Origin of the sequence: Saccharopolyspora sp. 6M (assembly GCF_020176775.1) — a bacterium.
Taxonomy (GTDB): Bacteria; Actinomycetota; Actinomycetes; order Mycobacteriales; family Pseudonocardiaceae; genus Saccharopolyspora_C; species Saccharopolyspora_C gregorii.
Genome location: NZ_JAIUJZ010000201.1, coordinates 1 through 17,112 on the forward strand (window position 1 = coordinate 1; position 17,112 = coordinate 17,112).

Annotated in this window: 17 protein-coding genes; 8 read left to right on the forward strand and 9 right to left on the reverse strand. The window is 73.5% G+C overall.

Translation table 11 applies throughout. The annotated features are described in order from the left end of the window. Positions 1-108: 108 nt before the first annotated feature. The 4 genes from LCD31_RS23445 to LCD31_RS23460 all read right to left on the reverse strand — a co-directional run bounded on the left by LCD31_RS23445 (position 109) and on the right by LCD31_RS23460 (position 1,905). Positions 109-318, reverse strand: a complete 210-nt coding sequence (locus tag LCD31_RS23445) for a DUF397 domain-containing protein (protein ID WP_224961320.1) — start codon at positions 316-318, stop codon at positions 109-111. Next, positions 291-1,208 carry a helix-turn-helix transcriptional regulator gene (locus LCD31_RS23450; protein ID WP_224961322.1) on the reverse strand — a complete coding sequence of 306 codons (918 nt, stop codon included), beginning with the start codon at positions 1,206-1,208 and terminating at the stop codon, positions 291-293. Before LCD31_RS23450 ends, LCD31_RS23445 begins: the two co-directional genes overlap by 28 nt. Before the next feature lie 167 nt (positions 1,209-1,375). Further along, positions 1,376-1,585: a DUF397 domain-containing protein gene (locus tag LCD31_RS23455; protein WP_224961324.1), complete on the reverse strand. Its 210-nt coding sequence runs from the start codon at positions 1,583-1,585 to the stop codon at positions 1,376-1,378. Between the two features lie 134 nt (positions 1,586-1,719). Then, positions 1,720-1,905, reverse strand: a complete 186-nt coding sequence (locus tag LCD31_RS23460) for a DUF397 domain-containing protein (RefSeq protein WP_224961327.1) — start codon at positions 1,903-1,905, stop codon at positions 1,720-1,722. A gap of 422 nt (positions 1,906-2,327) precedes the next feature. Between LCD31_RS23460 and LCD31_RS23465 the strand changes: the two genes are divergently transcribed. Then, complete coding sequence (locus LCD31_RS23465) at positions 2,328-3,884, forward strand: class I adenylate-forming enzyme family protein (protein WP_224961328.1); 1,557 nt, start codon at positions 2,328-2,330, stop codon at positions 3,882-3,884. A gap of 40 nt (positions 3,885-3,924) precedes the next feature. Here the strand turns inward: LCD31_RS23465 and LCD31_RS23470 are convergent, their stop codons facing one another. Continuing rightward, positions 3,925-5,184 carry an amidohydrolase family protein gene (locus LCD31_RS23470; protein ID WP_224961330.1) on the reverse strand — a complete coding sequence of 420 codons (1,260 nt, stop codon included), beginning with the start codon at positions 5,182-5,184 and terminating at the stop codon, positions 3,925-3,927. 118 nt (positions 5,185-5,302) lie between these two features. Here LCD31_RS23470 and LCD31_RS23475 point away from each other — a divergent pair, with 118 nt between their 5' ends. Next, positions 5,303-8,401 (forward strand): UvrD-helicase domain-containing protein, encoded by a 3,099-nt coding sequence (locus tag LCD31_RS23475; protein WP_224961332.1) that lies wholly within the window; start codon positions 5,303-5,305, stop codon positions 8,399-8,401. Positions 8,402-8,511: 110 nt separating this feature from the next. Here LCD31_RS23475 and LCD31_RS23480 read toward each other — a convergent pair whose 3' ends face one another. Then, on the reverse strand, positions 8,512-9,120 hold the full coding sequence (locus LCD31_RS23480) for a TetR/AcrR family transcriptional regulator (RefSeq protein ID WP_224961334.1): 609 nt from the start codon (positions 9,118-9,120) through the stop codon (positions 8,512-8,514). 100 nt (positions 9,121-9,220) lie between these two features. Here LCD31_RS23480 and LCD31_RS23485 point away from each other — a divergent pair, with 100 nt between their 5' ends. Continuing rightward, positions 9,221-9,853 carry an FMN-dependent NADH-azoreductase gene (locus LCD31_RS23485; RefSeq protein ID WP_224961336.1) on the forward strand — a complete coding sequence of 211 codons (633 nt, stop codon included), beginning with the start codon at positions 9,221-9,223 and terminating at the stop codon, positions 9,851-9,853. Positions 9,854-10,114: 261 nt separating this feature from the next. Here the strand turns inward: LCD31_RS23485 and LCD31_RS23490 are convergent, their stop codons facing one another. Further along, positions 10,115-10,447: a hypothetical protein gene (locus LCD31_RS23490; protein ID WP_224961338.1), complete on the reverse strand. Its 333-nt coding sequence runs from the start codon at positions 10,445-10,447 to the stop codon at positions 10,115-10,117. A 403-nt stretch (positions 10,448-10,850) separates the two neighbouring features. Here LCD31_RS23490 and LCD31_RS23495 point away from each other — a divergent pair, with 403 nt between their 5' ends. Beyond that, positions 10,851-12,017 (forward strand): glycosyltransferase, encoded by a 1,167-nt coding sequence (locus LCD31_RS23495; RefSeq protein WP_224961340.1) that lies wholly within the window; start codon positions 10,851-10,853, stop codon positions 12,015-12,017. Between the two features lie 13 nt (positions 12,018-12,030). On the opposite strand, the gene LCD31_RS23500 is transcribed toward LCD31_RS23495, so the two are convergent. Next, positions 12,031-13,023 carry a YafY family protein gene (locus tag LCD31_RS23500; protein ID WP_224961342.1) on the reverse strand — a complete coding sequence of 331 codons (993 nt, stop codon included), beginning with the start codon at positions 13,021-13,023 and terminating at the stop codon, positions 12,031-12,033. Between the two features lie 90 nt (positions 13,024-13,113). Here LCD31_RS23500 and LCD31_RS23505 point away from each other — a divergent pair, with 90 nt between their 5' ends. The 3 genes from LCD31_RS23505 to LCD31_RS23515 all read left to right on the forward strand — a co-directional run bounded on the left by LCD31_RS23505 (position 13,114) and on the right by LCD31_RS23515 (position 15,489). After that, positions 13,114-13,512 carry a VOC family protein gene (locus LCD31_RS23505; RefSeq protein ID WP_224961344.1) on the forward strand — a complete coding sequence of 133 codons (399 nt, stop codon included), beginning with the start codon at positions 13,114-13,116 and terminating at the stop codon, positions 13,510-13,512. A 54-nt stretch (positions 13,513-13,566) separates the two neighbouring features. After that, positions 13,567-14,418, forward strand: coding sequence for a class I SAM-dependent methyltransferase (locus LCD31_RS23510; RefSeq protein WP_224961346.1), 852 nt, complete (start codon positions 13,567-13,569; stop codon positions 14,416-14,418). A gap of 312 nt (positions 14,419-14,730) precedes the next feature. After that, positions 14,731-15,489 (forward strand): sulfite exporter TauE/SafE family protein, encoded by a 759-nt coding sequence (locus LCD31_RS23515; RefSeq protein WP_224961348.1) that lies wholly within the window; start codon positions 14,731-14,733, stop codon positions 15,487-15,489. On the opposite strand, the gene LCD31_RS23520 is transcribed toward LCD31_RS23515, so the two are convergent. Beyond that, positions 15,490-16,668, reverse strand: coding sequence for a tyrosine-type recombinase/integrase (locus tag LCD31_RS23520; protein ID WP_224961350.1), 1,179 nt, complete (start codon positions 16,666-16,668; stop codon positions 15,490-15,492). It lies immediately after the preceding gene. Positions 16,669-16,915: 247 nt separating this feature from the next. Between LCD31_RS23520 and LCD31_RS23525 the strand changes: the two genes are divergently transcribed. Beyond that, positions 16,916-17,092, forward strand: a complete 177-nt coding sequence (locus tag LCD31_RS23525) for a hypothetical protein (RefSeq protein ID WP_224961352.1) — start codon at positions 16,916-16,918, stop codon at positions 17,090-17,092. Positions 17,093-17,112 lie beyond the last annotated feature (20 nt).

Genomic DNA, 17,112 nt, shown 5'->3' on the forward strand with positions numbered 1-17,112 from the left:
GCGCGCCGGACCCCCCGCCCCCCGCACCCCCCGCCCCGGGCCCCCCCGGGCCCGCGGCGCGGGGGGGGGGGGGGCGGTGGCGGGGCGGGGCCCCCTCTTCCGGGTCGCTCAGCCGTGGGTGTCCTCGTCGCGCATCCGCACGTCCTGCAGGAACAGACCGAAGGCACGCGGGCTGAACACCAGCACCCCGCCGCCGGGGTTCTTCGAATCGCGCACCGCCGCTGACCGCGCGGTGCGGGCCACTTCGACGCAGTTCTCCTGCGTGCCGCTGTAGCTGCTCTTGGACCAGGTCAGGTGGGTTGAGTCGGTGGGCTCCACGGGTCGTCGGCCTCCCCGTCCATCACTGTTGCCAGGCTGGCAATCACCTCACTCGATTGTGTCTGAGTGAGCGTCTGGGTCAACAGGTTCCGAACGGCCGACTCGTACGTCGCGATCTCCGCCGGGTCCTCCACGAACAAGCTGCAGGTGAGGTTCTCCAGGAACACCACGTCCGGCCCATCGGCCTGCCGCAGCAGCGCGAACGAACCGTTCACCCCCGCGTGTGCACCCGAGTTCGCCAGCACGTGGATCCGGATCCGCGGCCAGCGCCCCAGTTCCAGGAGGTGTTCGAGCTGGCGGCGCTGCACGTCCACCCCGCCGATCACCCGCCGCAGCGCCAGCTCGTCGATGATCGCGACCAGCGGCGGCGCATCATCGCGGCGCAGCAGCCGGTGCCGGTCCAGCCGCGTCACCATCCGGCCCTCGACCGCCTCCGGATCGACCAGCCCGGAATCCGACATCAGCGCGCGCGTGTACTCGCCGGTCTGCAGCAGACCCGGCACCAGCATGCCCTCGTAGCCGACGATGCTGGTGGCCCGCGACTCCAAGGAGATCAAGGTCCGCTGGCGCTCCGGGAAGTCCGGGCGATCCGGGTACCGCCACCCGTCCCGGCCCTGGTCGCGCGCCAGCGCGAGCGCACTGGTGCGCCGCGCACCGGTGATGCCGTAGACCGCCAGCAGGGCGGCGACCGCCTCCACGCGCGGCGTGCGCCGCCCGCTCTCCACCCTGCTGAGCTGGCTCAAGGACCAGTCGATGCGCGCGGACGCCGCCGCCAGCGACATGCCCGCCGCGGTGCGGAACTCCCGCAGCCACGTGCCCAATTCCTGCCCACGAACGGTGATCTCCTGCGGTGCCACGGCCCGCACCTCCTCGACTCGGGAAGTGGCCATGATCAACCCGCCGAACCGGTGCGCCCGGCACCCGCGGCGGTGTTTTCCCCGCGACCACCCGCACGACCGAACGCTTGCCGGCCCCGCAACGCGGTCGTGCTCGATCTCCGGACACGTCAAAGGCCCGCCCGCGGTGTTGGGCGAACGGGCCGGTCACCGGCGAGGAGTCAGGCGAGGGTGTCCTCGTCGCGGACGCGGAGGTCTTGGAGGAACTGGCGGAAGGCGCGGCGGCTGAACAGCAGGACCGCGCCGTCGGGGCTCTTCGAGTCGCGGACCGCGACCCGCGCGGGCAGCGCCGCGATCTCGACGCACTCCTGCACCGTGCTGCGGCTGCTCTTGCGCCAGGTGACGGTTCCGAGATCAGCACTGGTGGTCATGTCCGCCTCCGCCTGGATCGGTCCGGGTGACTCGCCCACCAGTGAAACCGGGCGGGGCCGAGCGCCGCTAGCTCCAGCCGGGTGGATGGTCTCGCACGCGGCGTGATCGGCTCGGGGGACTGTGCTCGGCCTGGTCAGCGGATTGTCTCGGTGAACCGGCGGAACGCCGCACGGGACACGAGCAGCACCGGACCGGACGGATCTTTCGAATCCCGCACGGCGACGTCGTCGGCCACTGCCGCGATCTCCACGCACTCCTCGGTGACGCTGCGGCTGCTCTTGCGCCAGGTGAGGTCCCCCGGCTCACAGGATGTACTCATGCCCCGCCTCCACGTGGATGTTCCGGGCCAGGTCCAAGTCGTATCCTCCTCGCCCGGCGCGCGACCGGACATCCCGTCATCGCACGTGGTGCTTGGCGGGGCCGACGCGGCGGGTGGCTCAGCCCGCGCCAGCACCGGCATCGGCGTTTTCGGCATCGGCGTTTTCGGAGGACCACACCAAAGCTCGATCGTCGTGCGGGGTGTGCAACGTGCCGGTGGTTCGAAGCTCAGGACCGGCTCGCCCGGGCTGCTCGCGGGGTTCGGTGGGTTCGCCTCGGTCCGCTGCCGTCCTTCGCGGATCGGTGGACCGGCCGAATAGGACGAATGGTTTGTTTCTGGGCATGGCGCAGGGTTCCGGCGGACGGCGTGTTACCGCGTGATTGCATACCCCGGTGATTTCCAATGCCACGTTCCCACCAGGTATGTACTTAGAGCGAATTCTCTCCCAGTGGGAGCAGGACGAGGAACGCGACGCGATCATCGACGGCGCGGTGCGGTTCACCCGCGGACAGTCCCGCCGACTGCTCTTCCAGATCGGACACGCGCTGCGCGAGCAGGGGCTCGGCCCGGGCGACGGCGTCGGGCTGTTCCTCACCAACCGCGCGGAATCGGCGCTGGTGGTGCTCGCGGTGCACCTGATCGGCTGCCGCGCGGTGATGCTGCCACCGGAACCCGGCCCCGGTGAGCTCGCCGGGCTCATCGACCAGTCCGGGGCGCGGATCGTCGTCGTCGACCCCGCGCACGGGCAGCAGGCCCTGCGCGCCGCCGAACGCTGCACCAGCAGCCCCGCGCTGCTGAGCCTGGGCGCCGCCACCGACTCCTTCACCGACGCCGACCTGCTGGCGCTCGCCGCGCACCAGCCCGAGCACCGCCCCGAACCCGCACCGGAACCCGGCCCGGACGACGCGGTCACCGTCTTCTACACCGGCGGCACCCTCGGCAAGCCGAAGCTCGCCGCCCACAGCAGGAACCCCTACGACGCGATCGCGGCCATCGCCGAGATGATGCGCGCCGAGCGCTCGACCGGTGCCGACCGCGTCCTCGCCATCACCCTGCTCACCCACACCAGCGGGCACCTGACCATGCTGCATGCGTTCATGACCGGCTCACCGCTGCTGGTGCTGCCCGAATGGGACGCCGACGCCGCCTTCACCACCCTGCGCGACGAGAAGATCACCGCCACGATGCTGGTCCCGCCGATGCTGTACCAGCTGCTGGACCACCCGGACTGCACTCCGGGCGCGCTGCCCTCGCTGCGGCAGATCACCCTCGGCGCGGCACCGGTCGCCCCCGAACGGCTCCGGCAGGCCGTGGAGATGTTCGGGCCGATCATCGCCCAGGGCTACGGGCAGACCGAGTGCGCGGGCATCGTCACCATGCCCCCGCAGGAGCTGCCCGACCCCGCCGACCACGACTCCCCGCTGTGGCGCAGCTGCGGACGCCCCTTCCCCGGCACCCAGGTGCAGATCCGCGGCGAGGACGGCGAGGTGCTGCCGCAGGGCGAAGCGGGTGAGGTCTGCTCGCTCAACCCGATGCGGATGCTCGGCTACTGGAACGACCCCGAGCGCACCGCGGTCGCCGTCGACGCCGACGGGTGGCTGCGCACCGGCGACATCGGCTACCTCGACGCCGACGGCTACCTGTACCTGGTGGACCGCGCCAAGGACATCATCGTCACCGGTGAGGCCGGCGGGAACGTCTACAGCCGCCTGCTGGAGGACTTCCTGCACAGCCTGCCCGGCGTGCGCCACGCCGCGGCCGTCGGCATCCCCGACGAAGCCGTGGGCGAACGGGTGCGGCTGTTCCTCGTCGGCGAGGACATCGACCTCGACGCCGTGCCCGCCGCGGTCACCGCCGAACTCGGCACGACCTACACCCCGCACGACGTGGTGCTGATGCCCGAACTGCCGACCACCCCGATCGGCAAGGTCGACAAGAAGGCCCTGCGCGCCCTCCCGGAACCCGCGCTCGCCCGCTGAGCCCGTCCCGGCGCCCCGCCGCGAGCCGGTGGGGCGCCGGTCAGGCCGGGGTGACCGGTTCGCCTCGGGTGAGGACGAGGCGCTGGCGGCGCAGGGCGTGCACGTCGGCGCTCGGGTCGCCGTCGACGACGAGCAGGTCGGCGTCGAAACCGGCGGCGACCCGGCCCACGCGGTCCAGGCCCAGGGCCGCGGCCGCACCGGCGGTGGCCAGCTCCACCACCCGGCCCGGCGTCCAGCCCACGGCCTCCACGTAGTACGACAGCGCCCCGGCGTAGTCGTCGAACACCGAGGTCGGCACGCCCGAATCCGTGCCGGGCAGGAACGCCACCCCGCGCTCGTCCATCCAGCGCACCCGCTGCACCGCCTCGGCGAACCGCTGCTCGCCGACGAACTCGGCGAACCCGCGCCAGTCCGGCGGATACGCGTGGCAGACCGCGATGCCGCGGGCGCTGATCTCCCGGGCCACCTCGTCGCGCAGGTCCGGGCCCGAGTTCTGCTCGCCCTGCCACGAGCAGTGCTCGATGGTGGACACCCCGGCGGCGACGGCGGCCGCGATCGACCCGGTGCCGTGCGCGTGCGCGGCCACCGGCAGGCCCGCGGCCGTGGCCTCCTCGACCACCACCCGCAGCTCCTGCTGGCTGAACTGGGCCGCCCAGGTCGGCGGCGAATCCGGAGTCAGCTGGCCACCGGAGGCCATCACCTTGATGACGTCGGCGCCCAGGGCGGCGTTGTGCCGCACCTGCGCGCGGATCGCCTCGATCCCGTCGACCTCGCCGCCGAAGAACCAGCAATGCCCCTTCGGCGGCGTCAACGGCGCGGCGGACCCCAGCAGGCGCGGGCCGGTGAGCTCGCCCCGGTCGATCGCGTCCCGCACCCGCAGCACCAGCCCGCGGCGATCCCCCAGGTCGCGCAACGTCGTCACCCCGGCCCGCAACGCCCGCTGCGCCCGCCCCACGACCCCGAGCAGCAGTTCCGCGTCGTCGGCGTCGAAGTAGTGCGCCAGCATCGCCATGCTCGCGTCCCACACCAGGTGCGCATGCCCGTTGATCAGGCCGGGCAGGATCGTCGCGCCCGGGAAGTCGCGGCGCTGCGCGCCTGCGGCGCCCGGGTGCCGGTCGAGTTCGGCGCGCGGCCCGGCGGCGACGATCGTGGACCCGTCCACCAGCACCGCACCGTCGGGGATCCGGTCCCCGTCCGGGCCGGTCAGGACCAGATCAGCGGTCAGCAGCAGCACGAGGAGACCTCCGACGAGCACGGCGCGCAGCCACGGCCTGGTCCGGCCGGGAACGCGGACGAGCACCCGCCACCCCAGTGATCCGGCGAGCGCCGCCGACCCTACCGAGACCCACCACCCCGGCGAGCGGCATTCGCGAAACCCACCGGCCGGACACCGGCGAGCGGACTGGCAAGATCACCGGGTGCGCTTTCACGCCGATCTGCACATCCACTCGAAGTACTCCCGCGCGTGCAGCAAGGACTGCGACATCGAGCACCTGACGTGGTGGGCGCGGCGCAAGGGCATCGCCGTGGTCGGGACCGGCGACCTCACCCACCCCGCCTGGTTCGCGCACCTGCGCGAAGTCCTCGAACCCGCCGAACCAGGGTTGCTGCGGCTGCGTCCCGAGCTGGACCGGGAGATCACCGCGGCGATGCCCGCGAACTGCGGCGGCGACGTGCGGTTCATGCTCTCCTGCGAGATCTCCACCATCTACAAGTACGGCGAGCACACCCGCAAGATCCACCACCTGTGCTACCTGCCGGACTTCGCCGCCGCGGAGGAGTTCTCCCGCCGCCTCGGGCGGATCGGCAACCTCGCCTCCGACGGGCGGCCCATCCTCGGGCTCGACTCCCGCGACCTGCTGGAGATCACCCTCGAAGCCGGCGGTTACCTGGTGCCGGCCCACATCTGGACGCCGTGGTTCGCGGTGCTGGGCTCCAAGGCCGGGTTCGACTCCGTCGACGAGGCCTACCGGGACCTCGCCGGGCACGTCTTCGCCCTCGAAACCGGCCTGTCCAGCGACCCGGAGATGAACTGGCGCGTATCCGGGCTCGACCGCTACACCCTGGTCAGCCACTCCGACGCGCACTCCCCGCCGATGCTGGGACGCGAGGCCACCGTGTTCGACACCGACCTCGACTACCACGCCATCAAACGCGCGCTGGAAACCCGCGACGGGTTCGCAGGCACCGTCGAGTTCTTCCCCGAGGAGGGCAAGTACCACCTCGACGGGCACCGCAAGTGCGGGGTGCGGCTCGAACCCGCCGACACCAAAGCCCGCGCCGGACGCTGCCCGGAATGCGGAAAACCGCTCACCGTCGGCGTGCAGCACCGCGTCGACGACCTCGCCGACCGCGCCGCCGGCGTCCGCCCGGCCGGGGCCGCCGGGTTCCGCAACCTCATCCCGCTGCCGGAGATCGTCGGCGAGATCCACGGCGTCGGGCCCAAGAGCAAGAAGGTCTTCGGCGCCGTGTCCGACCTCGTCGCCGCCCACGGGCCCGAACTCGGCATCCTCGACGACGTGCCGCTCGACGAACTGCACCGCAGCGACCCGCGCGTCGCCGAAGCCATCGGACGGCTGCGCGCCGGGGAAGTCGTGCGCGACGCCGGGTTCGACGGGGAGTACGGCACCATCCGCGTGTTCCAGCCCGCCGAACTCGCCCGCCTGCGCAACGGCGACTCCTACAGCCTGTTCGACGACGACCTGTTCGCCCCCGAAGCGCCCCGGCAGCCCGTCGCCGCCGAACCCGGACCCCGGCCGGAACCGGCCGAGGCTCCCGCCACCGCACCGGAAGCGCCCGCGCACGGCATCCTCGCCGGACTCGACCCCGACCAGCGCGCCGCCGCCGGAGTCCCCGCCGGGCCGCTGCTCATCGTCGCCGGGCCCGGCACCGGCAAGACCCGCACCGTCACCCACCGCCTCGCGCACCTCGTCCTCGAACGCGACGTGCCCGCCCGCGACTGCCTCGCGATCACCTTCACCCGCCGCGCCGCCGACGAACTCACCGAACGGCTGCACGCGCTGATCGGCCCGGACGCCGACGGCATCAGCGTCGGCACCTTCCACTCCTTCGGGCTCGGTTTCCTGCGCGAGCACCACGACCGCCTCGGGCTCACCGCCGCCTTCGGCGTCGCCGACACCGCCCGCAAGCACGAGGTGCTCACCGAGATCACCGGCGACGAGACCGCGGCCCGCGCACTCGCCCGCGGCCTCACCGACCCCGAACCGGCCGACCCAGCGCACGCCGAGGCCGTCGCCCGCTACCGGGCGCGGCTGCGGGAACTCGACCTCGTCGACTTCGACGACCTCGTCACCGAACCCGTGCGGCTGCTCGAAGCAGACCCGCAGCTGACCGCGGCCTACCGCGACCGGTACCGGTGGATCACCGTCGACGAGTACCAGGACGTCGACGACACCCAATACCGGCTGCTGCGCGCCCTGGCACCGCCGGAGGCGAACCTGACCGCCATCGGCGACCCCGACCAGGCCATCTACTCGTTCCGCGGCGCCGACGTCGGGTTCTTCCTGCGCTTCGAACAGGACTACCCCACCGCGCCCGTGCACGCGCTGACCCGCAACTACCGCAGCGGCCGCCACATCACCGACACCGCCGTGCGCGCCATCGCCCCCGGCACCCTCGTGCCCGGCCGAACCCTGCACGCCGCCTCCCCTCGCGAGGCGCACCGCGTGGTGCGCCACGACGCCGCCGACGAACGCGCCGAAGCAGCGTTCGTCGCCCGCGCCATCGACGGCCTGCTCGGCGGCTCCTCGTTCCTCTCCCTCGACAGCGGCCGCGTCACCGGCGACGGGCCCGGCGGCATCGGGTTCGACGACATCGCCGTGCTCTACCGCACCGACGCCCAATCCCGCGTGCTGCTCGACGAGTTCGCCCGCGCCGGGCTGCCCGTGCAGAAGCGCTCCCACGATCCGCTGTCCGCCCGCGCCGGCGTCGACCTGCTGCTGGCCGAACTCGCCCACGTCGCCGACCGCGACGGCAGCGCCCTGGACAAGCTGCGCGCCGCCGCGACCACCGTCGTGTTCAGCGTCCCCGACGAAACCCAGGCCGACGTGCACGGCGCGGTCGAACTGCTGACCCCGCTCGCTGCCCGCTGCGGCGACGACCTCGCCCGGTTCCGCCGCGAAGTGCTGCTCGGCGCCGAGGTCGACGCCCTCGACCCGCGCGCCGAAGCGATCTCCCTGCTGACCCTGCACGCCTCGAAAGGCCTCGAATTCCCGGTGGTGTTCCTCGTCGGCTGCGAGGACGGGCTGCTGCCGCTGAGCTGGCCCGGCACCGCACCCACCGCCGAGGAGATCGCCGAAGAACGCCGCCTGTTCTTCGTCGGCGTCACCAGGGCCCAGGACCACCTGTGGCTCACCGGCGCCGCGCGGCGCACCCGCCACGGCCAAGTCCGCGACCGCACCCCGTCGCCGTTCCTCACCGGCCTCGGCGACGCCGTCACCCGAGCCGAGGCACCCGCCCCGCGCAAGGCCCGCGCGACCCAGCTCAGCCTGCTGTGAGGAGCGCGGGCTGCACGCGCTGAGCCGTCGCGGGAGAGCGTGCTCGCCGCATGCGGCCACGTCGGCTGCTTCGCGGCCGGACGGAGCAGGCGCTCACCGGGCTCCGGCGCTCAGCCCCGCGCGTCGTCGGTGAGGACGCGTTCGACCAGCGTCCGCCAGCTCTCGACCAGGCTCAGCTCCGCTCCCGGTGCGGGCTCGGCCGCGTCCGGGCGCAGGTAGAACAGCACCGGCCCCTCCAGCGCGGCCGAGAGCTGGAGGGCGAGGCCGTCCGGCTCCGGCACGCCCGCCTCGCCGAGCAGCATCCTGACGTGCAGCCGGGTCAGGCTGATCCCGGAGCCGACGTCCGGCCGTCCGGGACCCGCGGCCGCCTGCGCGAACGCGTGGTGGCGCAGCAGGTACGGGATGCGTTCCCGGCCGTAGGCGATGAGCCGCTCGGCGGGACCCGCGCCGGGCCCCAGCGGCGGCGGCCCGGACAGCACCCGCTGCTGGAACCGGCTCTCGTCGTCCTCCAACAGGGCGCGGAAGATGCCCGCGCGGCTGCCGAAGCGCCGGAACACGGTTCCCTTGCCCAGGCCCGCGCGCTCGGCCAGGCCGTCCATGGTCACCTTCTCGACGCCGTGCTCCGCGATCAGCTCGCGCACGACCGCCAGCAGGTGCTCGCGGTTGCGCACCGCGTCGGCGCGTTCCGCGCGCGGCTTCCCGAAGGGCACGACATCCACACCGGCGAACCTACCCCGGAACAAAAGCGGGGTACGGTCCGTTTAATCTTCCGGGTGTGACGACGGGTCACGCACCGCACCACCGCAAGGAGCCGCACGTATGAACCTCTTCCGCCTGGACGCCAGCATCCTGCCCGGCACCTCCACCAGCGCCGAGCTCGCCGACCTCGCCGAAGCCGAATGGACCGCGGCCCACCCCGGCGCCACGATCACCCGGCGCCACCTCGCCGCCGAGCCGCTGCCCGCCGACGCGTGGACATCGGCCACTACCGCCGGATTCACCCCCGAAGCCGACCGCACCCCGCAGCAGCGGGAAGCCCTCGGCCTGGCGGCAGCGCTGGCCGACGAACTCCGCCACGCCGACGCGGCCATCTTCGCCGTGCCGATGTACAACTTCGGCGTCTCCCAGCACTTCAAGACCTGGGCCGACCTGGTCATCGCGGGCGCGGGACCCACCGACCCGCTGCTGGCGGGCAAGCCCGCGGTCCTGATCACCACCATCGGCGGCGGCTACGGCCCCGGCACCCCGCGCGACGGCTGGGACCACTCCAGCCCTTACCTGCAGCGCATCCTCGGCGACGTCTGGCAGGCCGAGCTCACCTTCATCAAGCGCGAGCTGACCCTCGCCGCGAGCAACCCCGCGATGGAGGCCCTGCGCGACCTCGCCGAGCAGCAGCACGCCGAAGCGCAGGCCGCCGCCCGCGGCGCGGGCAAGGTCCTCGCCGACCGCTGAACCCGCAGCGGTGCCCGCGCGACGTCGAGCGGGCGCGCCCCCCCCACTCCCCGATGACCGGGCCGCGGCCTCAGGGCAGGCCGGACGGCGCCTCGTCGAGACCGAGCAGCGGCATCGAGCAGCGGGACGGCCGCGCCGTCGATGAGGTCAGTCGTCATGAGCTCGGCAACCTTCCATGATCGACATCTATTCCCGGAACGCGGGAAACCGGTCAGCGGAATCCGCAGCGGATCGTCACCGCCGGGAACCGGGCGCTGCGCCTCAGCCCGGCAGGCCCCCGCGTTCGACGCGGTACTGCTCGACCAGCACCTCGTGCTCCGCCGCAGCACCCCGCCGCAGCACCACCTCCCGCCCGGTCAGCCCCCGGACCCGCTCGGCGACCCGCTCGGCGACCTCGGCCGAGGCGATGATCGCGACGACCAGGCACACCCCGGTGCCGGTGTCGCGCACGGTGCACGTCCACGGCACCTCGCACGGCCCCCGGTGCTCCGGTTCCGGGCACAGCAGCAGCGCGATCGGCTCCTGCCACGCCAAGGCCTCCCGCGTCGAGGCACACCCGTGGACCTGCACCTCGTGCACACCCGCTTCTCCCATGCCCACCACCCTCGGACATCGGACAGCCCGGAACATCGGGGATGCCACCGACCCGGCACCGGGGCCGTCCGGCTCGACGCCTCCCCGACGACCCCGGCGAACTGCTCCGCTGCCCCCGCAGGTGAGCACCTGCTCCGGTGCGCGAACCGGGAGCCGGTTGATCCGCCGGTGACACTCGATGGACGGGAACCAGCTACGCGCGCCTCGACCAGCGATCGCGGGCCCCCATCGCCGAGCGGCCGGTGTTCTTCGTGGCCACCGCCCCGCCAGGCCGCAAGACCGACGCCGAGTGCGCCGCCCACTGCGCGACCGAGGAGCACAACGGCACCGGCATCGACGGACTGGCCCGCCCTGCCGCTGCCCCCGCAGCTAGCCTGCGCACACGACACGACCGGGGGTTCGGATGCGGGCACTGCTGGCCACCATGGGAACGCGCGGCGAGGTGCAGCCGCTGCCGGCGCTGGCGCACGCCCTGCTCGACCACGGGCACCGCGCGCAGGTCGCCGTGCCACCGGACTTCCGCGGCCACGCCGAGCGCCTCGGAGTGCCGCCGCTCGCGCTCGGGCCGCCGATGCGCGGCTCCGACTGGGACCTGACCACCGATGCCGGTCGCCGCCGCGCCGCCGAGGACACCGTCGCCGCCCAGTTCACCGTGCTGCCCGCGGCCGCGGCCGGAGCGGACGTGCTGGTGGGCACCGGTTCGTTGGCGATCGGCGTGCGCTCGGCCGCCGAACTCGCCGGGACCCGCTACGTCCACGTGCACTACTGCCCGGCGACGCTGCCGTCCCCGCACCACCCGCCCGCCCCGTGGCCGGGCTGGCCGCAGCATCCCGCGGGCGGCAACGCGCAGCTGTGGGCCGCCGACGAGCGCCGGTGGGACACCACCTGGGGCGAACCGCTGCGCACCCACCGCGCCGCCGCCGGACTCCCACCGATCGGCGGCGTGCGCGCCCACGTGTTCGGGGATCGGCCGTGGCTGGCCGCCGACCCGATCCTCGGCCCGTGGCCCGGTGACGAGGTGCACCAGACCGGGGCGTGGCTGCTGCCCGAACACCGCCCGCTGCCGCCCGAAGTCGTCGACTTCCTCGACAACGGTGATCCCCCGGTCCACTTCGGACTCGGCAGCAGGCCTGCCGCCGCGGACGATCTCGCCCAGGCCGCGGTCGAGGCGGCCTGGCGAGTCGGCCGCCGCGCGATCATCTCCCGCGGCTGGGCCGGGCTCGACCCGCCGGCCGGGGACCACCTGGTCGTCGACGATCTCGACCACCAGGTCCTGTTCCCGCACGTCGCCGCCGCCGTGCACCACGGGGGCGCGGGCACCAGCACCGCGGCCGCCCGCGCCGGAATCCCGCAGGTCCTGCTGCCGGAGGTCTACGACCAGCACTACTGGGCCCGGCGCGTCACCGAGCTCGGCATCGGCGCCGCACACCCCGGCACGCCCACCGCGGACTCACTCGCCGCCGCGCTGCGCACCGCGCTCACCGGTGCAGAACGCGCCCGGCACCTCGCAAGCCGGATCACAACCGACGGCGCCCGCATCGCAGCCCGAGACCTCGCCCGGCCGGGCTGAGCGGCCGACGCCCCTACCGATCGCCACCCGCTCCGGGAGGGCGTCTGCGCGCCGAACGCGCGAGGCGATCGGCGAGCGCCGCGACGTGCTCGCGCAGCTCGGCGGGACGCTCGATGACGAAGGGCAGGTCCAGGGCGGCGAGCACGCCCGGCACCCAGTCGAGCCGCTCCGCCCGCAACTCCACCCGGCACCACCCCGGCTCGTCCACGGCCTCCGAGACGACCGCGAGCCCCGCGGGCAGCCCGCCGCGGACTCGCCCGGTCTCGCCCTGCACCAGCAGCACCACCTCGTGCCGGTGCGGGGCGGTGGCCAGCCCGGTCAGCACCCGCTGCGCCGCGTCCACCTCGCCCGGCGGGTCGAACGAGCCGGTCAGCGGCGTCGCCGCCGAGATGCGGTCCAGCCGGAAGTTGCGGTCCGCACCGATTCCCGGATCAACACCGGTCACGTACCAGCGGCCCGAGTGCGCGACGAGCCCGTACGGGTGCAGGGTGCGGTCGCTGCGCCTGCCGTCGGCGGCGGTGTAGCGGATCGACACCGGCCGATGGTGGCGCACCGCATCGGCGATCGCCAACAGCACCGCCGCCTCCGGCACCGGGGGATCCGCGGCCGCGCTGGTGAAGGCGAGGGAGCCGAGCACCGCATCGAGCCTGCCCCGCAGCCCCTGCGGCAGCACCCGCCGGATCTTCGCCGCCGCCGTCTCCCCGGAGGCGCCCGTGGCCGTGGCCAACCCGGACCGGCGCCCGGCGACCAGTCCGAGCAACACCGCCAGGGCCTCCTCGTCGGTGAGCATCAGCGGCGGCAGCCGGTGCCCGGTGGCGAGCCGGTAGCCGCCGTAGCGGCCGCGCACCGACTCCACCGGCACCTCCAGGTCCAGCAGGTGATCGACGTAGCGGCGCACCGTGCGCTCGTCCACCCCCAGCCGGTCAGCGAGCTCGGCGACGGGGCGGGTGCCGCCCGATTGCAGCAGTTCCAGCAGGGCCAGCACGCGAGCGGTGGGTCGGGGCACGCCCGAGATTCTCCCTCCGATACCGGGCGGGTTTCGCCCGGTATCGCTCGTAGCGTGCGGCGGACAAGCACCGAACGAACAGGAGCACCCGTGGACTTCGCCTCGATCCGCATCATCACCGCCGACGTCGCCCGCCTCGCCGACTTCTACGAGCGCGCCACCGGCATCGCGGCCACCTGGGCCACCGCGGATTTCGCCGAGATCAACGCCCCCGCGGCGACCCTCGCGATCGCCGGCACCCGCACCGTCCCGCTGTTCGCTCCCGGCTCGGCGCAGCCTGGCGAGAACCGCAGCGTCATCATCGAATTCCTGGTCGCCGACGTGGACGCGGTGCACCGGAACCTCACCGGCGTCGTGCCCGAGTTCGTCACCGAACCCACCATGATGCCCTGGGGGAACCGGGCGCTGCTGTTGCGCGACCCCGACGGCAACCTCGTCAACTTCTTCACCCCCGTCACCCCGGAGGCCATCGCGAAGTTCGCCCGCTGAACAGGTGGCCGGATTCACCCGGGCCGGGCGCTGGTCGCTGAGTAGGTTCGGGGCATGGACGCCGAGGAACCCAGCCGGACCGCGCTCGCGACCGCCCGCGCCCGCGCCTACCACCAGGTCGCCGACCGGCCGCTGATCCTCGTCGACCCGCTCGCCGGGCCCCTGCTCGGTGTCACCGACGACGAGCTGGCCGCGGCCGGCGAGCCCGCCGAGGATCGCATCGACAGCCGGGCGCGCCGGTTGTTCTTCGCCGCCCGGGCCCGTTTCGCCGAGGACCGCGTGGCCGCGGCCGCCGCAGCCGGGGTGCGGCAGGTCGTGGTCCTCGGCGCGGGCCTGGACACCTTCGCCCACCGCCACCCGCACCCCGGGCTGCGCGTGTTCGAAGTCGACCACCCGTCCACCCAGGCGTGGAAGCGCGAGCGCCTCGCCGCGGCCGGGATCCGGCGGCCCGAGACGATGGCCTTCGTGCCGGTCGACTTCGAAACCGATGCGCTGGCCACCGAACTGGCCGCCGCCGGATTCGACCGGGCCGAACCGGCCGTGTTCGTGTGGCTCGGCGTCGTGTTCTACCTGAGCCCGGAAGCCGCGCACGACACCCTCGACTACATCGCCGGCCAAGCCCGGCCCGTCGAGGTCGTCTTCGACTACCTGCGACCCGCCGGCACCGACGCGGAACGGGCGCGGCTGCGGCGGCGCGCCGAACGGGTCACCGCCCTCGGCGAACCCTGGCACAGCCTGTTCACCCCGGAGGACATCGCCGCGCAGCTGCACGGGCTCGGGTTCACCGAGGTCGAGGACCACTCCGCCACCGAACTCGTCGCCGGTTACCTCGACGGGTCGGCGGAATTCGACGGCGCGCCGCCCGAGGCGCTGCGCGCGAGCCGCCTCCTGCGCGCCCGCCGCTGAGCGGATCCGCCGCGCCCGGAGCCAACGGCGCCCGCAACAGCGGGTTCGGCTTGCCCGGCGAGGAACCGGCCGCCATCGAGCGGCGGCAACGCGGTCCGCCTGTTCCCCCGGCTCGCCTGACCAGCCCATGTTTTCGTCACCGTGACTCAACTAGATCATGCCGGGGCATCCGCGAAGATCGTCGTGGATCGAACCCGGCGCGACTTCGACGTGATCCCTGCCCGGTAACTTGAGCACCCGCACAGCCCGGGAACCGCAGGACGCTGAGGAGGCTGCCGTGGCGCTGAACCACGATCGACCGGTGGCCGCGCGGTGACGGACCCCGCCACCCTCCTCGCCCTGGCGCTGTTCGGCCTCGTCGGCGGTATCGGCATCACCGCCCTCGGACCTGGCGGCGTGCTGCCCACCATCGGCCTGTTCGCCCTCACCGGACTGTCCCCGGCCGCGGTCGCCGGGACCGCCATCGTCACCCACATCGCCACCGGCGCACTCGGCACCGCCGCCTACACCCGCTCCGGCCAGCTGCGCGAACCCGAGACCCGGCGCACCGCGCTGATCCTCGCCGGCACCGCCGTGCTCGGCACCCCGATCGGCGTGCAGCTCAACACCCTCGTGTCCCCACGCACCTTCGGGATCGTGCTCGCCGTGCTGGTCACCGCGGTGGCCGGGCTGGTGTGGTTCCGCGAACGGCGCACGCCCACCCAGGACCGGGCGCACCCGCCGGTGGTGGGCGTGGTGCTGCTCGGGCTGGCCGTGGCCGTCGCCTCGGGCATCGTCGGCATCGGCGGGCCGATGCTCACCGTCCCGCTGCTGATCGCGCTGCGCGTGCCGGTTCTCGAAGCGCTCGCCGCCGCCCAAGCCCAATCGATCGTCATCGCCGGCGTCGGCACCATCGGCTACCTCGCCCACGGCGCCATCGACTGGCCGCTGGCCGCGATCGTGGGCGTGCCGGAACTGATCGGCGTGCTGCTGGGCTGGAAGATCGCCCGCTCGCTGCCCACCCGCACCCTCAAGTACGCGCTGATCGTGACCCTGCTCGCGCTCGCGCCCTACCTCGCGCTGCACGGCTGATCACCGCAGCCAGCCCCGGTGCAGCGCCGGGGCCAACTCGTGCGCCGCCGAGTTGGCCAGGTCCTCGGCATCGTGCAGGTAGCCCTCGGTGGTCGACAACGCCGCATGCCCCAGGTCGTGCTGCACCTGGCGAGGTTCGGCGCCGCGGGTGATGGCGTGCGTGGCGTAGGAGTGCCGCGCCGAATGCGGGTGAATCGTCTCCCGCAACGGGCCGAGGTGGGCCGCGACCAGCGAAGCCTGCTCACCGTCGAGCACCTCCCGCACTCGCCGGGACCGGGGCGGCGGCGCATCCGGAGCGGGGGCGAACGTCGCGCACAACCGCCGCAGCACCGCCTGCACGTGCGAGACGTGCACCCGCCGGCCCGTCGAGGTCACGAACATCGGCTCCGGCGCGCGCAAGCCCGGCTGCCCGCGCAACGCCGGAACCTGCGGCGCCGCCCGCACCCGCAGGTAGTCCGCCACCGCATCCGCCACCGGCGCCGCCAACGCCACCCGCCGGTCCTTCGCGCCCTTGCCGTGCACCCGCAGCGCGGCAGGACCACCCGCGGCCGGGCGGTGGTAGTCGTCCAGGTTCACCCCGACCAGCTCCTCCGCGCGCACCCCGGTGCCGATCAGCACCTCCACCATCGCCCGGTCCCGCGGCCCGTTGCGGTGCCGGTCGGCCAGCAGGTGCGCGGCCAGCAGCAGCGCGCGGCACGCCTCGAACGACCACATCGCCGTCTGCGACGGGCTCGAACCGGACCGGTTGAGGTGCTGGGCGGAGCGGTCCACCAGCGCGGCCGGGTTGTGCTCGGCGAGGCCTTCCCGCAGCAGGTACTTCTGGTAGAACGCCGAGACCGCCGAGAGCATCCGCGCCCGGGTCGCGTCCCCGTACCCGGCCCGGGCGAGTTCCTCCAGCCACCGCTCCACGTGCTGCACCCGCACCTCCGCGAACGAGCCGAAGCCCTCGCGCACGCACCAGTGCAGCCATTCCAGCCCCGTCGGTTCGCCGCGCCGAGCCCGCCCGCGGCGACGTCCCGGCTTGGGGGCGGTGTAGCCGGGGACCCAGTCCAGCGGGATGCCGAGATCGGTGGCGTAGGCGAGGCGGGTGTTCAACGAGGCGTAGACGCGCAGGAACTCCGCGAACCGCTCCGGGCCCGGCGTGCCGGTCCGCTCCCGGCGGGTGGCGACCTCGGTCATGCGTCTCCTCTGCCTCGCGGGCCCCTCATTTTTCGGGAGCCGATTCCACCGCGGATCGTGTCCGTTTTGCCGTAGTGCGCGGTCGTTCCGGTTTCGCGGCGCCGCAAGATCAGAGTATATCCATAATCCCGGTTATCCATATGAACCCACCGAGACTTCGTGAGCAGGTCAGTTGAAGTATCGAAATCCGAACCAAGTGATAAGGTTTCAGAACCCAAACCAGCTGGAGGAAGGAGTGCAGGTCAACGTGAGCGAAGGGGCGGAGATCCACGGCGCCCCCGAACAGGCCGCCACCCGCACACCCCCGGCCCGCCGCGGCAGCCGGGACGAACGACGGGAGACCACGCTGCGGGCCCTGGCCGCCGGACAGGACGCCGCCTGCGCCTACTGCGGCGACCCGCTGCCGCCGCTGCCCCCGCGCTGATCGAACCACGCCGAGCCGAA